This is a genomic window from Chryseobacterium sp. NG-CE01 (genome assembly GCF_055695505.1).
The window spans coordinates 3,114,813-3,130,849 of record NZ_CM146369.1; the positions used below are offsets into that span (position 1 = coordinate 3,114,813).

Below are 16,037 nucleotides of genomic sequence, written 5' to 3' on the forward strand. Positions count from 1 at the left end.
GTTTAGGAGGCTTCCGGTTATGTTGCTAAAGAAGACGGTATGGTCCGTATGTAAAGTTTCGGGGCTTCAAACAAAGTTTAAAGCCCCGAAATTTATTTAATTCATCCGCTAAAGCTTACTTTTTAATAAAAGGATAAACTTTGTCATCCATCTTAAGAAGGTAAGATCCGGGCGTCAGATTCTGCACGGAAATGCTTTTTTTGTTTTTAAACGGTAATTTTTCTGAATACAGCAGCTTGCCGGAGAAATCCAGGATTTGTACAGACTTTACCTGATCTGTTTTCCCTTCAATAAAAATTTGATCGTGAACAGGATTCGGGTACATTCTGAAGGCATTCCCTGATGTGATAAGATCGGATGCGGAAAGCGTTCCCAGGTTTTGACAGTAATTGGAAGGATAAGAATCCCATTCATTGCTGTTGAATACTGTATTTGGCTGATTGATGTCCGTTTTTCGGTATAAAGAAACATTTCCTAAGACCGAGGAATTATTGGTAGAAGGTACACCCATTGCATCAACCGTTGTGGATTTATATCTTAATTCCAAATACTGGCTTCCGGAAAATGTCATTTGCGGAGCTGCCGTAACGAATTTTGCCTGATTGATCGTATAACATGGAAAATTAGCATCTGGATTTAAAACCACAAAAGTTTCATTGTTTTGTATAATGCCTTCAAGTTCATATGGATCGGGAAAATAATAATTGGATCCGCTAGGAAACTGAATCGATAGCCTGTAATCACTCAGGTTTACCGCATGGCCTGTTCTGTTGGAGATTTCAAGGCCTTTGTTGTTTGAGCTGCCTTCAAGATATTTCGAAACAAAAAGATCTTTAGCATAAATATCTGATGCCAGCGTTGTCGTAGACACTGTGTTGCTGTCGGGAGAAAGCAAATATCCGTTGTCATACGCTTTTACGGTAAATGTATAAGTCGTGGAAGGTGTTAAATGATCCGCAGTAAATGTTGAACTCTTTGTCGTTCCCACCAGATTTCCGTTCTGGTAAATTTTATAGCCGATAACATCGGTACTTGTGCTTGGGGTCCAGCTTAAGGTAGAAAAATAAGCGCTGTTTTGGGTAATGGTTAAATTCGCGGGACTTTGTGGCGCTACTGCGTCCGGAGTCTGATTCCAGATGGCATTTACCCAGGAAGGATTGTCAATAAACGGATTTCTGTTCTTTTGTATAGAATATACTGTGTTATTTCTGTCAATCTCACGCTGGGAAACAGGGTCCTGCTGATGCCACTGCAGCAGCATTGTTATATAAGCCGGATCAAAAGCCCTTTCTTCGGTTCCATCCAGCGGATTGGTATCAGAAGCAGGATTGGCATTATTATTAAAATTAAAAGTTCCTAATTTTCCCTCGTATCGTACTGCGAAATAAAGAAGGCTTCTTGCCACATCTCCTTTAAACTCATCAATCGGTTCATAAACACGGCCAGTATATACTATACCTGGAATGGCACTTTTCCCGATTTTAGATGAATTGGTAAATGTGTAATAAATGGTGGAACCTGCAATCCCGTACGGATAATTACTTCTTAGCTGGTTGATTCTGGCATCTGTAGGAACTACATAAAATAGATCAGAATACATCGGGTAATTGCTGTAAAATGTACTTTGTGGCATCATGTGTTCCCTGTTCCAGCCCTGTCCTTCTGCACTTGCGCTCCCAATAATGTTGGCAGTAGTATATTCATAAGCATCAGGACCTGAAGGAATTTCGGAATAAATATCCATTAATATGGTGGTATTCGAAGAATTATGGTCGTAATACCGGTCCAGATCCGTCTGGTTGTAATAATTGGTAAGATCTCCATAATGCCAGTTGATGTTCTTTTCAGAAATAATATCATGAAGCTTGGATTTCAAAGCGTATCCTGATAAACCTGAAGTTCCGTCATAATATCCAGCCGTTGCCTGAGCTGCAGAATAGGATGTTATCAGAATAATAAGATATAGAAATTTTTTCATGCGTAAAAATTGAGCGGCTAAAATAGTAAATTAATCCCCTTAAAGTTCGGAAAATTTTATTACAATATCATTAACTTTTTAAATATAAAAACCTGAAAATTAAAAATTTGCAGTGAAAATGTAATGCCCGGAATAATTTTTTTGGGCGTTCCGGCAATTTAATTATCTTTGGGAATTAACTATTTATCTATATGAATACAGAGACTATTGACAACATTAAAATGATAGCGGAAACAGCAAAAGAGTTTGCTGAAAAGAATATTAGACCTAATATTATGGAGTGGGATGAAAGTCAGACGTTCCCAAAAGATCTTTTCCATGAATTAGGAGAAATGGGGTTTATGGGAATTGTTATTCCTGAACAATATGGCGGTTCCGGGCTTGGTTATCACGAATATGTTACCATTCTGGATGAGATCTCTCAGGTTGATCCTTCTATCGGTCTCTCCGTAGCTGCACACAATTCACTTTGTACGAATCATATCTACGAATTCGGAAATGAAGAACAGAGAAATAAATGGCTTCCGCAGCTGGCATCAGGAAAGGTGATCGGTGCATGGGGACTTACTGAGCACAATACAGGTTCCGATTCCGGAGGAATGTCTACTACTGCTGTAAAAGACGGTGATGAATGGATTATCAGCGGTGCCAAAAACTTCATTACCCATGCGATTTCCGGTGATATCGCTGTAGTGATGACCAGAACGGGAGAAAAAGGAGCTAAAAATAATTCCACTGCCTTCGTACTTGAAAAAGGAATGCCGGGTTTCAGTTCCGGGAAAAAAGAAAATAAACTGGGAATGAGAGCTTCTGAAACAGCAGAACTTATCTTCGACAACGTACGTGTACCGGATTCTCACCGATTGGGTGAAGTGGGAGAAGGTTTCAAGCAGGCCATGAAAATCCTTGACGGAGGTAGAATTTCTATTGCGGCTTTAAGTTTGGGAACAGCAAGAGGAGCATACAAAGCTGCTTTAAAATATGCCAAAGAAAGACATCAGTTCGGGAAATCAATTTCAGAATTCCAGGCCATCAACTTTATGCTGGCAGATATGGCTACGGAAATTGATGCGGCTGAATTGCTGATCCAAAGAGCAGCTACCCTTAAAAATGCGAAACAGAAAATGACCAAAGAAGGGGCAATGGCAAAATTATATGCTTCGGAAGCATGTGTAAGAATTGCTAATAATGCAGTTCAGATATTCGGAGGATATGGCTACACCAAAGATTTCCCTGCAGAAAAATTCTATAGAGATTCCAAGCTTTGCACCATTGGTGAAGGAACTTCTGAAATCCAGAGACTGGTAATCGGAAGAGATATTACAAAATAAAAAACATTTTTAAAACAAATACAAATGATTAAACAGGCACTTTTAGGTGAATTCCTGCATGAGGCAGAGAACACCAGAAAACTTTTAAATGCAATCCCGGACAGCGCATTGGAATGGAAACCTTCCGAGAAAAACTGGACGACCGCTCAATTGGCCTCTCATATTGCAGAAGTGTACAACTGGTATGAAGATACTTTTAACAAAGACGTTTTTGATATGGGAACGTATCATTACGACAAGGGAGATATTTCAAAAGCAGGAAATATTGCAGAAAAGTTTGAAGAAAATGTAGCCCGAGCTCATGAAGCACTAAACAATTGGGATGAAAATACCATGATGAATGATTGGAGAATGGAAATGAACGGAAATGTGATCTTTCCTCCTATGCCGAAAATTCAGGTGATCCGCGGGTTTTTGTTTAATCATTTGTACCACCACAGAGGTGAGCTTATTGTTTATTTAAGATTTACGGGAAATAAGGTTCCCGGAATGTACGGTCCTACTGCTGACGACAATACATTTTAAAAAATTAGAATTATATCATTAAAAAGTGAATAGCACACGTATTTTGCGTGTGCTATTTTCTTTTTTTGAGTAAATATAAAAATTAAAATATTTAATGTATTGCATAATTATTTAAACTAAATATCTAAAAATTTCTTAAAAAAATTTTGTTTTTCGTAATCATATTTTTATTAGATTTGGTATTCCACAATCAAATAGAATTTATATGAAAAAACAACTATCGTTGTTGGGAATGCTGTTTCTATCAGGCATTTCCTTCGCGCAGACCGATCGTCTGTGGTCTCCAGGTTCAGGAAAAGTAACTTCCGGTATTTTCGAAAACAAAAGCAGCATCATTAACCCTAAAATTTACAGCCTTGATATCAACGGGTTAAAAAATGTTCTTGCTAAAGTTCCTAAAAGACTCGCTGCAGGAGAAAAATCTGAAATTATTATTTCTTTTCCAAACGCTGAAGGAAAAATGGAAAATTTCAAAGTCCGAGAAAATTCCAATTTTGATCCTCAGCTCGCTGCAAAATATCCGGATATAAAATCCTATGTCGGCGAAGGCCTTGAAAATCCTGCTTCAACTGTTTATTTCAGTGTTTCACCATTAGGGCTTTCGTCCATGGAAATTTATGGTGATAAATCTGCGGTTTTCATTGAACCGTACACCAAAGATCTTTCCACATATATTGTTTATAAAAAATCCGACAAAAAAGATAATCTGAATGCATTTGAGTGTACCGTATTAGACGTAGCCCAAAAAGGCGCTTCTGCAAGCGATGTTATGGCAAGACCTAATGCGGATGATGCCAAGTTAAGAACCTTCAGACTTGCACTTTCATGTACAGGAGAATATACAGCTTATTTCGGAGGAACTAAAGCGAACGCCTTAGCTGCAATGAATAACACAATGACCCGTGTAAACGGAGTTTTCGAAAAAGATTTTTCGGCAAGAATGGTATTAATTGCCAACAATGATGCAGTAATTTATACCAGTGCATCATCAGATCCCTACTCTGCTGCCGCACAGATGAACAACTGGAATTCTCAGCTACAGTCGACTTTAACATCAGTTATCGGCGAAGCTAACTATGACATTGGTCACCTGTTCGGAGCGTCCGGAGGTGGAGGAAATGCAGGCTGTATCGGATGTGTATGTACCAACGGATCCAAAGGAAGCGGCTATACTTCTCCGTCGGACGGAATTCCTTCAGGAGATAATTTTGATATTGATTATGTAGCCCATGAAATGGGACATCAGTTCGGCGGAAACCATACCTTCTCCATGAGCAATGAAGGCACTGGCGCCAATATGGAACCGGGATCAGGATCAACAATTATGGGATATGCCGGAATTACCAGCCAGGACATTCAGCCTCATTCCGATGCTTTCTTCCATGCGATCAGCATTCAGCAGATTACCAATAATATTAAAGCAAAAACATGTCCTGTAAGCACCAATACCGGAAATTCAATTCCGACAGCTAATGCAGGTTTAGATTATACCATTCCTAAAGGCACACCGTTTATGTTAACGGGAACCGGAACGGATGCTAATGGTGATTCGTTAACCTATATTTGGGAACAGATGGATAATGCTTCTTCTTCCCAGACCGGCGCAAGTTCGGCGGCAAGTGCTACCAAAGCTTCAGGACCTACTTTCAGATCCTTTACTCCAACCGCTTCGCCGGTACGGTATTTCCCAAGAATGTCTTCTGTTCTAGCCGGAGCTACGACAACCGCAGGTTCTGAAATCACGGTGGAAGCTTTGTCTAATGTAGCCAGAGCGTATAATTTCAGATTTACGGTTCGCGACAACAGAGCCGGTGGTTCAGGAAACAATTCTGATGATGCGGTCATCACCGTAAACGGAACAGCAGGACCATTCAGCGTAAGTTCACAAAATTCAGCAACCACATATACGGGAGGAACTTCTCAGACAGTTACCTGGAATGTTGCGGGAACAACGGCAAATGGCGTAAACGCAGCGAATGTGGATATTCTTTGGTCTACGGACAGCGGAAATACATGGACTACCCTGTTGGCAGGAACACCAAACGACGGTTCTCAGGCAGTAACGATTCCTAATTCATCTACTACAACGGGAAGAATTATGGTAAAAGGATCCAATCATATTTTCTTTGATGTTAACAATGCCAACATCACGGTAAATGCCGGATCAGGAACAACAGATACAACGGCTCCGACAGCACCTTCATTAGTAGCGTCAGGAACTACTTCTACAAGCACCAATTTATCATGGTCAGGAGCAACGGATAATGTTGCAGTAACAGGCTATGATGTTTACCAGGGAGCTTCATTGATTGGTTCTACAACTTCTACATCGTATACTGTAACAAGTCTTAGCCCTTCTACAACATATACTTTCTCGGTAAGAGCAAAAGATGCGGCTGGAAACGTATCATCTTCAAGCAACTCGGTAAGCGTAACTACACTGGCAGGAAGTACGGTTTCCTATTGTTCGGCATCTGCAAATAATACAGCAGATGAAAGAATCGGTAATGTGAAATTCGGTACGATTAATAATACATCTACAGGAACTGCAGGATACGAAAACTTTACATCAATCTCTACCAATGTTACCAGAGGGTCAGCTTATGCAATTTCGGTAACTCCTGTTTGGACGTCGACGGTTTACAGTGAAGCGTATGCAGTATATATCGACTACAATGGAGACGGAGATTTCACAGACAGCGGCGAACTGGCGTGGACCAAAACAGGTTCTACGACAAGTCCGGCAACAGGTTCTATTACAATCCCGTCAACAGCAACTCTCGGAAATACCAGAATGAGAGTCATGATGCAGTACAGCTCGGTTCCTTCATCTTCATGCGGAACATATACCTACGGACAGGTGGAAGATTATACCTTAAATATTGTTTCATCCGGAAGAGGTGAAGTCGGTACTAAAGATCTTATGACAGATATTAAACTGTATCCAAACCCGGTAAAAGACATTTTATATATCTCAAATACGACGGCAGAAGATTACAAAATCTTCGATATGGGTGGAAAACTAATCAACGCTGGAAAACTCGAAAGAGGTTCTGTCAATGTAAGCAGCCTTATCAAAGGAGCTTATATGATTCAGATCGGAGAAACCTCCAAGAGATTCATTAAAAACTAATAACTGATCAATTAATATTGAGAAAAAGGCTGTCCGGAAACGGGCAGTCTTTTTTTAGCATTAAGAAATTGAGCCCCTTTAACTGAAATCTTAATTAAAATCAATTTATCGATTTAATTTATAAATTATTAATCTTAAAAACCCATTGTGCATTTTTGATTCATTTTCGTCACTTCTCGATACATTTTTTCACCACTTTGTTGCGAAAAACAGTCGAAGTGACGAAGCCGCTATCAAAATTTTTCAAAATATACAATGGGTTCTTAAAATACTAAAATTTGAACACAGTTTTAAACCTTAATTGTTAAGATGCATTGATGATCCGTTTAAGTCTTTTTACGTTCTGATTAGTTGTTTTTACATTCTGATTAGGTCCTTAGGCTAAAATTTTAAGTCTTTCGGGTAATATTTTAGATAATCTGGCAAAAATTTTAGCCATTTTTATTAAACTTTTACGAAAAATAACATCAGACGGTTATATTGACTGTGTGTTTTTTTTAAATAATTATAAAACTTATTTTATCCAATAATTTTTTATGGACTTCTGCTTAATGTGGTTTCATCTAAAAAATGTTTATCCTTAATGTTAATAATACATTTAGAATTTAAATAGTCCCTAAATAATAAGTACTAAATCATGATTGATTTGCAATTTAAAATTCAAGACTCAGAACTAATCATTTTTATTTAATTGTAAAAACTCAACTCATCAATCCTGATTTCTGAAAGCTAATTTTTATATTTGCCTAAATAAAAAATATTCATGGATAAAATTGACAGTCTGAACCAGGTAGCAGAATTCCACACAACTTTTAAAGCCCCTATTTTAGATACTCCGCAGATTCCTTCCCCGGAAAGATGCAATCTAAGGGTTGAACTTTTACAGGAAGAACTGAACGAATTGAAGCAGGCTATTGCAGATAATAATATTGTAGAAATTGCAGATGCGTTGTGTGACCTTCAGTATGTTTTAAGCGGTGCGGTTCTGGAATTCGGACTTGGCAGTAAATTTGTAGAACTGTTCAACGAAGTACAGCGGTCTAATATGTCCAAAGCTTGCGACAATGAAGAGCAGGCGCAGGAAACCGTAGAATTCTACAAAGAAAAAGAGGTAGAATCATTTTATGAAAAATCAGGTGAAAAATATAATGTGTACAGGAAAGCAGATCATAAAGTCCTGAAAAACAAATATTATTCTCCTGCCGATCTGAAGACAATTATTGAAAAATAGAATGAAAAAAATTATTAAAAGTACCCTCATGGCTTCTGCTCTGTTCCTGGCCGTTCAGCAGCTTGATGCACAGAAAGTTGTGGTAGGCCGTGAAGTGGAAACCACAAATGACGGCAAAATGCTTTTAGGGAATCAGCTGAAAGCAAAGTTCCTGGAAGCTCCTTATTCTGACTGGTATGTAAAAGAGCACGACGAATATGCCCTTGATCAGAAAGCCATCAGCGAACTTAAAAAAGCTAAGATTAATTCTTATAATATGGTAGTTTTTATGGGAACATGGTGTGAAGACAGCCACCGGGATTTTCCGCGCCTCATGAAAATCCTCGAGGAAGTAAAATACCCTGAAAGCAAGCTTACCATTATTGCCGTAAACCGTAAAAAAGAATCGCCTACCGGAGATGAAGCACGGTATAATGTCCAGAAAGTCCCTACGATTATTGTAGAACGATACGGTAAGGAAATCGGCAGAATTATAGAAATGCCGACAACGGGATATATTGAAGGAGACCTTGTAGAGATATTAAAGAAAGATGACCAATCCGTAATCAAAGAAATTTTTAATAAATAAATCTTGAGAAACCTAAAAACAATATTACCGTTTCTGGCAGGAGCCATTGTAATGATGATCCTGTTTTTCAGCTTCAGATCCTGTTTAAATCCCGCTGAGAAAACTGAAAAGTCAGACTATTATATTCTGACCAATCAGATCTCAAAGATGAATAAAATGGTGGTTCTGGAACAGAATACTTCCTCTATGCAGAAAACCAAAATGGGTTACGAATTCTTCGGAAAAGAAGTATCCAGCAACAGTATTATTACCTATACCAAAACCAATGCACAGGTTTCGTATGATCTTAATAAAATGAAAATGGAAGTAGATTCCATTAATAAAAAACTGATCATCACAGCATTGCCCGAACCCGAAATAAGAATTACCCCAAGTGTGGAAATCCAGTCGCTGGACGATTCTTTCTTCAACAGAATTTCTGAAAAAGACATTAAAAATGTTACGCAGAAGGCTAAAACCACAGCTATAAATTCTATTGATCAGAATAAGCTGAAAGGTGAAGGCAAACAGCAGCTCATGGAAAATCTCAATACGATTTTCGTTTTGGCAAAGGCTTTGAATTATACAATAGAAGACCAGACAGGAAAGCTGGGTATTCTAAAACTGTAAAATTTAAAGCAATGAACTCAGAAGAAAACAAAAAAAAGGAATCTGCAAACACCGCAGAAACAAAAAAGCAAAACGAGGATTTCCAGAATATCCCTGCCGCATCAAAGAAAACCAACCCTTCTGATGTAGATAAGGAAGACGTTCAGAAATCGTCAAAAAACAACAAATCCGGAAAAACGGATAATATCAGAGGATAAAATAAAAAGGTTCTGCTTCTCACAAGCAGAACCTTTTTTAGAAAAAAAATATACAAATAAAAATCAAACCGTATAAAAATTCGCTCCGCCTTTTGAATTTATGGACTGTTAACTATTTTATCTAATTTTCAGCGAAGCGAAATTATTTTTTTATCAGACAATCGTAGATTTTCCGATTTTTACATTCTCAAAATTATAATAAGACTTTTCGGAATATTTAATGTAATCGGCAATAAAGCTTCCCACTTCACTTGTGGAATAATGCTGTTCGGCATTCAGATCTACCGTTACATACTTATTTTCAATGGCATATTCTACAGACTGTCTTAATTTTTCCGCCGCCTGGGCCAATCCGAGATAATCCAGCATCATCGCTGTACTTAAAACAGACGCCACAGGATTGGCAATTCCTTTTCCTTTTGCCTGAGGATAGGACCCGTGGATCGGCTCAAACAAAGCATTTTCATTTCCGATGGAAGCCGACGGAAGAAGACCGATAGAACCTCCGATCACGCTCGCTTCATCAGAAATAATATCCCCAAACATATTTTCGGTTACAATTACATCAAACTGTTTCGGGTTTAAAATCAATTGCATTGCTGCATTATCCACAAACATAAAATCGAGTTCCACATCCTGATATTCCTGTGCAATCTCTTTACAGACTTTTCTCCATAATCTGGAGGTATCTAAAACGTTAGCTTTGTCAATTAAAGTTAATTTCTTTCTTCTTTTCTGTGCTTCCTGAAAAGCCATATGGACGATCGGTGCAATTTCATCACGGTTGTATTTGCAAACATCATAAGCGTAACCAGCTTCATCATCCGTAAATTTTTCACCAAAATATATTCCGCTCACCAGCTCCCGGAAAATCTGGATATCGGCACCTTCAATAATTTCTTTTTTCAGAGGGCTTTTGTCAATCAGTGAAGAATATGTTTTTAAAGGACGGATGTTGGCAAAAAGTCCGAGCTCCTTTCGCAGTTTAAGTAAACCTTGTTCCGGGCGAACTTTTGCATCCGGATTATGATCAAAAGAAGGATCTCCGATCGCTCCGAAAAGCACTGCGTCAGATTCTTTACAAATCTGCAGCGTTTCATCCGGCAGAGGATTTCCTGTCTTGAAAATCGCTTCTGCGCCCATCAATCCGTAGGTAAATTCAAAGGTATAATTAAAGACTTCACCAATTGCATTCAGAATTTTAGTGCTTTCTTTTACTACTTCCGGACCGATTCCGTCTCCGGGTAAAACGGCAATGTTAAAACTTGTTTTCATAGATTCTTTGCGCTTTTAATTCAAACTCTTCAATAGCCTGTTTCCTGCTGATCAGGAAGTCGATATCATCATACCCGTTCATCAGGCAGATTTTTTTGTAAGAATCAATTTCAAAATATTCGGAATTGCCTTCGAAGCTAATGGTCTGGCTTTCCACGTCAACCTTGATCTCTTTTTCAGGATTTTCAGTAATGCTGTTTAAAATTTCCTTTAAAAAATTTTCAGAAACTTTTACCGGAAGCAGACCGTTATTTAAAGCATTTCCCTTAAAAATATCTGCAAAAAAGCTGGAAACAACTACTTTAAAACCGTAATCCGTCAACGCCCACGCAGCGTGCTCCCGACTGCTCCCACAACCGAAATTATTTCCCGCCACCAGAATTTCACCAGAGTATTTTGAATTATTTAATACAAAATCGGGATTCGGTTTATTTGTATGAACATTATACCTCCAGTCCCGGAAAAGATTTTCACCGAACCCTTTTTTATCAATGCTTTTTAAAAACCGCGCCGGAATGATCTGGTCGGTATCTATATTTTCTGCCGGCAAAGGGATTGCCCGGGATTTTATCATGACTAATTTTTGCATTTTTTCTGAATCAAAATAGTTTTAATTGTTGATTATTTTTTTCAGGAGCTTTTTCCCGCTATCCACTCATACTCCTCGCTCCATTGCTTTGCCTTTGTTTGCTCCGGGGTAACCGTTGCTATCGGGGCTAGGAATTCGGTTTTCTTATAATATTTTGTAATGACGCAAAGTTTGTCATCCTGTAAGGATCCAGACCTTAATCTTTTTATTGGAATTCTAATACTATGTTTAGATCCCTACGGGATGACAAGTCGGCTTTAAAATAATTTTAACGAATTACAATTTTGCTTTAAATTCACCATTCACTTACGAAGTAAAATTCATCTCCATCAGTTTTCAAAAGCCGAAATTTTCCCTTCCACAGCAACCTTAGCAGCGGTTAACGGACTCGCCAGAATCGTTCTCGCACCCTGTCCCTGTCTTCCCTCAAAATTCCTGTTGGAAGTCGAAACACAATATTCACCTTCCGGAATTTTGTCGTCATTCATAGCCAGACAAGCCGAACATCCCGGCTGCCTGATCTGGAAGCCTGCTTCCGCAAAAATTTGGTCGAGGCCTTCTTCATATATTTGTTTGGCTACCTGCTGAGAACCCGGAACAATTAAAGCATGAACGTGTTTGGATTTTCTTTTTCCTTTAATATAGTTCGCCGCAGAGCGGAAATCTTCAATCCTTGCATTGGTGCAGCTTCCGATGAAGACATAGTTCACTTTAATGTCAGAAAGCGCCTGCCCGGCTTGTAATCCCATATATTTTAAAGCCTTTTCTTCAGAATCATTTTGCGGGTCCGGAATATTCTGGCTGATGGAAATTCCCATTCCTGGATTTGTACCGTACGTTACCATCGGATAAATGTCGGAAGCATGAAAGGCAAATTCCGCATCAAAAACAGCTCCTTCATCAGACTTAAGGGTCTTCCAGTATTCTATTTTCTCTTCCCATTCTTCGCCCTCCGGAGCAAATTTTCGTCCTTTTACATAGTTGAAAGTGGTTTCGTCCGGAGCGATCATTCCTCCGCGGGCACCCATTTCGATGCTCATGTTGCAGACGGTCATTCTGCCTTCCATCGACATTTCTTCAAAGACATTTCCGGCATATTCACAGAAATATCCCGTTCCGCCATCGGTTCCTACTTTTGAAATGATGTACAAAATCACATCTTTCGGCTGGACGTTTTTATTTAATTTACCGTTTACGGTAATCCTCATGGATTTTGGTTTATTCAGTAATAAACACTGGCTTGCAAAAACCTGAGCCACCTGGCTGGTCCCGATCCCAAAAGCGATCGACCCAAAAGCGCCGTGCGTAGAAGTATGGCTGTCGCCACATACGATGCTCATTCCCGGTTGGGTAATCCCCAGCTCAGGAGCAATGATGTGAACAATTCCCTGGTAAGGATGTCCCAAACCGTATAATTCGATATGGTTTTTTCTGCAGTTTTCCGTTAGTTGCTGAACCTGATTTCTGGAAGACTCATCGCGTATCGGCTTATCCTGATCCCAAGTCGGAACATTGTGATCAGCAGTCGCTACAATCTGTTTCGGCCTGAAAACTTCAAGGTTCCTGGATTCCAGTTCTGCAAAAGCCTGCGGGCTTGTCACTTCATGGATCAAATGTTTATCGATATATATGATCTGAGGTCCGTCGGGAATGGTTTCCACCACATGGGCATCCCAGACTTTGTCAAAAAGAGTTTTTTTATTGTTGTTCATTATAGTTGTAATTGAAACCAGTTCCCTATCCTATTTTTCTTGTTACCCTCTCAATGATAGCGCTTAAGTCATCATTATTAACTTCCTTTTTACGATCAGCCACTTTGAGGAATTCCTGATATAAAAAATCAAGCTCATTTTTTGTGACATCGAAGCCGATGTTTTTGAAACGGTACGCCAACGCCGAACGCCCGCTTCTGGCAGTAAGTACAATAGTTGATGTGTTGACCCCTACTTCCGCAGGATCAATAATTTCGTAGGTCTCCCTGTTTTTGATCACGCCATCCTGATGAATTCCGGAACTGTGTGCAAAGGCATTGGCTCCCACAATGGCTTTGTTAGGCTGCACAGGCATTCCCATAAGATCAGACACCAAAACACTCATGTAATTGAGCATTTTGGAGTTGACCTCTGTGTATAATTTTAAATTTTTATGTTGTTTCAAAATCATAACTACTTCTTCCAAAGCTGTATTGCCCGCTCTTTCGCCGAGTCCATTGATCGTACATTCGATCTGTCTCGCTCCATTGATAACCCCGGAAATGGAGTTGGCTGTGGCCAGTCCAAGGTCATTGTGGCAGTGGCATGACAGCACTGCTTTTTCAATACCGTTTACATTTTCTTTCAGGTATTTTATCTTTTCTCCATATTCTTCAGGAAGGCAATATCCTGTTGTATCGGGAATATTGAGGACTGTTGCACCTGCCTTAATGGCTGCTTCGCACACTTTTGCCAGGTAATCGTTATCGGTTCTTCCTGCATCTTCGGCATAAAATTCTACATCTTCAACAAACGTTTTCGCATATTTTACGGCCTGTACTGCTCTCTCAATAATATCTTCCCTGTTGGAATTAAATTTATATTTAATATGCGAATCTGAAGTTCCTATTCCTGTATGAATTCTTGGCCTCTTCGCAAACTTCAGTGCTTCCGCCGCAACCTCAATATCTTTTTGATTGGCTCTTGTCAATCCGCATACTTTTGCATTTTTTATCAGCTTTGAAATTTCAGAAACCGAATGAAAATCTCCCGGACTGGAAATGGGAAATCCTGCTTCAATAATATCAACTCCAAGTTCATCCAGCTTTTCCGCAATAGCCAGTTTCTGTTCCGTATTCAGTTTACAGCCCGGAACCTGCTCGCCGTCGCGCAGCGTGGTATCAAAAATTTCAACTTTTTCGGAATTCATAATGAAGTATTTTACTTAATTTTGATTCAAAACTAAAAAGATGAAACGTTTATTCATTTTCGGTTTTTATAAAAATTACAATATTCAAAATATTAAAAATTGAATTTAAGTTCCTGTTTATCAATGTTTTAAAAATTAAAAATTTACAATGGCAGAATTACATAAAGATTTTTTATTTATCCTCATTAAGTCGCTTACGACTTCGGAAAAACGGCAATTCAGGCTGTATGTAAACCGTCTCGGGATCAATGTGGATGCAAAATTTCTGCTTCTCTTTTCTGAATTGGATAAAATGAAAGAATATGATGAAAGTATTATCATTCAAAAGAAAATTTCAACAAAACAGCAGTTGTCCAATCTGAAAGCGCATCTTTACAAACAAATTCTGGTAAGTTTACGAATGAATCCGAGTCATCAGAATTACAGGATTCAGCTGCGTGAACAGTTGGACTTTGCCAATATTCTGTATCAGAAAGGCCTTTACAAGCAGGCTTTGAAAATTTTAGATAAAACAAAACAGACCGCTTTGGAGCTTGACGAAAAAACCATTGCTTCCGAAATTATTGATCTTGAAAAAGTAATTGAATCACAGTTTATTACAAGAAGTATTGAAGGCCGTGCTGAAGAGCTGATCAGACAATCTACGGAAATCAGCAAACAGAATCATTATGCCACAGAATTATCCAATCTTTCGCTGAAACTGTACAGTGAAATGCTGACACACGGCTATGTGAAAACGGATGAAGAGCGTGCTGAAATTATGAAAATATTTAATGCACAGATTCAGAAAATAGCATTTGAAAAATTAAATTTTACCGAAAAGCTGTGGTATTTTAAGGCTCACGTCTGGAAAAACCAGCTGCTTCAGGAATATAAATACACGTTGAAATATGCCTTTCTGTGGGTAGATCTTTTCCACAACAATCCGGAGATGATTATGAGCCATCCTGTCTGGTACATCAAAGGGAATACGTATCTCCTGAAAATTCTTTTTCTGTACGGGAATATTGATATTCTCGAAGATCGTTTTAAGCAATTTAATGAAGTTGTATATTCTTCAAGTTTTTCTCAAAATGAAAACCTGCAATCACTTATTTTTCTGACGCATTACAATACTTTAATGAACATCCACTTTGTAAAAGGGGAATTCTTTTCCGGAACCAAAACAGTTCCTGAAATCGAACTGAAAATGGAAAAGCTTCGTGATAAAATTGATGAGCATCATTTCATGATTCTGTATCTTAAAATGGCAGCAATGTTTTTTGGAAGTAAAAAATTTAAAGAGTCGATAAAGTATGCGTTAAAAGTAATTGAATCCAAAGGGAATGTACAGGAAGACCTGCTGTTTCATACAAGAATTCTTATTTTAATGGCAAAATATGAGTCAGGAAACGATGAAGATTATGATGAATTTATAAAAGCGACTGTAAAGTTTACCAGAAAAATGAAAAAACCGGATGAATTCCATTTTGAAAGCATCAGATTTTTCAAACATCTCAATAACGAAACACCCGATCAGCAGAGTGAATCATTTAAGAAATTTGATAAAAAGCTGGAACTTTTTTCGCAAAACGAATACTACAGAAGATCACTGCTATACATTGATATTCACGGATGGGTACAGTCTAAAGTGAGAAATGTGGATGTTATTGAAATAATTAAAGAAAAAGTGAGGTACAAAAAAAGACAATAATTTTATA

Annotated in this window: 13 protein-coding genes; 8 read left to right on the top strand and 5 right to left on the bottom strand. The window is 38.5% G+C overall.

Annotated elements, in window-relative coordinates; translation table 11 throughout:
- Positions 1-115 precede the first annotated feature (115 nt).
- Positions 116-1,978: an endonuclease gene (locus ACYT6F_RS14515; RefSeq protein ID WP_472598356.1), complete on the bottom strand. Its 1,863-nt coding sequence runs from the start codon at positions 1,976-1,978 to the stop codon at positions 116-118.
- A 191-nt stretch (positions 1,979-2,169) separates the two neighbouring features.
- Between ACYT6F_RS14515 and ACYT6F_RS14520 the strand changes: the two genes are divergently transcribed.
- From ACYT6F_RS14520 to ACYT6F_RS14550, 7 genes are all read left to right on the top strand, one after another.
- Positions 2,170-3,309 carry an acyl-CoA dehydrogenase family protein gene (locus tag ACYT6F_RS14520; protein ID WP_169230585.1) on the top strand — a complete coding sequence of 380 codons (1,140 nt, stop codon included), beginning with the start codon at positions 2,170-2,172 and terminating at the stop codon, positions 3,307-3,309.
- Between the two features lie 24 nt (positions 3,310-3,333).
- Positions 3,334-3,834, top strand: a complete 501-nt coding sequence (locus tag ACYT6F_RS14525) for a DinB family protein (protein WP_472598357.1) — start codon at positions 3,334-3,336, stop codon at positions 3,832-3,834.
- A 205-nt stretch (positions 3,835-4,039) separates the two neighbouring features.
- Positions 4,040-6,967: a reprolysin-like metallopeptidase gene (locus tag ACYT6F_RS14530; protein ID WP_472598358.1), complete on the top strand. Its 2,928-nt coding sequence runs from the start codon at positions 4,040-4,042 to the stop codon at positions 6,965-6,967.
- Positions 6,968-7,730: 763 nt separating this feature from the next.
- Positions 7,731-8,198 carry a pyrophosphohydrolase domain-containing protein gene (locus ACYT6F_RS14535; protein WP_472598359.1) on the top strand — a complete coding sequence of 156 codons (468 nt, stop codon included), beginning with the start codon at positions 7,731-7,733 and terminating at the stop codon, positions 8,196-8,198.
- Between the two features lies 1 nt (position 8,199).
- On the top strand, positions 8,200-8,766 hold the full coding sequence (locus tag ACYT6F_RS14540) for a TlpA family protein disulfide reductase (protein WP_472598360.1): 567 nt from the start codon (positions 8,200-8,202) through the stop codon (positions 8,764-8,766).
- Between the two features lie 3 nt (positions 8,767-8,769).
- Positions 8,770-9,375: a DUF4230 domain-containing protein gene (locus ACYT6F_RS14545; protein WP_472598361.1), complete on the top strand. Its 606-nt coding sequence runs from the start codon at positions 8,770-8,772 to the stop codon at positions 9,373-9,375.
- Between the two features lie 11 nt (positions 9,376-9,386).
- Positions 9,387-9,572: a hypothetical protein gene (locus ACYT6F_RS14550; RefSeq protein WP_472598362.1), complete on the top strand. Its 186-nt coding sequence runs from the start codon at positions 9,387-9,389 to the stop codon at positions 9,570-9,572.
- A gap of 153 nt (positions 9,573-9,725) precedes the next feature.
- Here ACYT6F_RS14550 and leuB read toward each other — a convergent pair whose 3' ends face one another.
- The 4 genes from leuB to ACYT6F_RS14570 form a co-directional block, all read right to left on the bottom strand.
- Entirely contained in the window at positions 9,726-10,847 is a 1,122-nt protein-coding gene (gene leuB / locus ACYT6F_RS14555) for a 3-isopropylmalate dehydrogenase (protein ID WP_472598363.1), read from the bottom strand.
- Positions 10,831-11,436: a 3-isopropylmalate dehydratase small subunit gene (gene leuD, locus ACYT6F_RS14560; RefSeq protein ID WP_472598364.1), complete on the bottom strand. Its 606-nt coding sequence runs from the start codon at positions 11,434-11,436 to the stop codon at positions 10,831-10,833. The genes leuB and leuD overlap by 17 nt, the downstream gene beginning before the upstream one ends.
- A gap of 329 nt (positions 11,437-11,765) precedes the next feature.
- Positions 11,766-13,148 (bottom strand): 3-isopropylmalate dehydratase large subunit, encoded by a 1,383-nt coding sequence (leuC, locus tag ACYT6F_RS14565; RefSeq protein ID WP_472598365.1) that lies wholly within the window; start codon positions 13,146-13,148, stop codon positions 11,766-11,768.
- A gap of 25 nt (positions 13,149-13,173) precedes the next feature.
- On the bottom strand, positions 13,174-14,337 hold the full coding sequence (locus tag ACYT6F_RS14570; protein WP_472598366.1) for a 2-isopropylmalate synthase: 1,164 nt from the start codon (positions 14,335-14,337) through the stop codon (positions 13,174-13,176).
- A 148-nt stretch (positions 14,338-14,485) separates the two neighbouring features.
- On the opposite strand from ACYT6F_RS14570, the gene ACYT6F_RS14575 reads away from it, so the two are divergent.
- A complete protein-coding gene (locus ACYT6F_RS14575; RefSeq protein WP_472598367.1) occupies positions 14,486-16,030 on the top strand; it encodes a hypothetical protein in 1,545 nt (514 codons plus the stop codon).
- Positions 16,031-16,037: the final 7 nt, after the last annotated feature.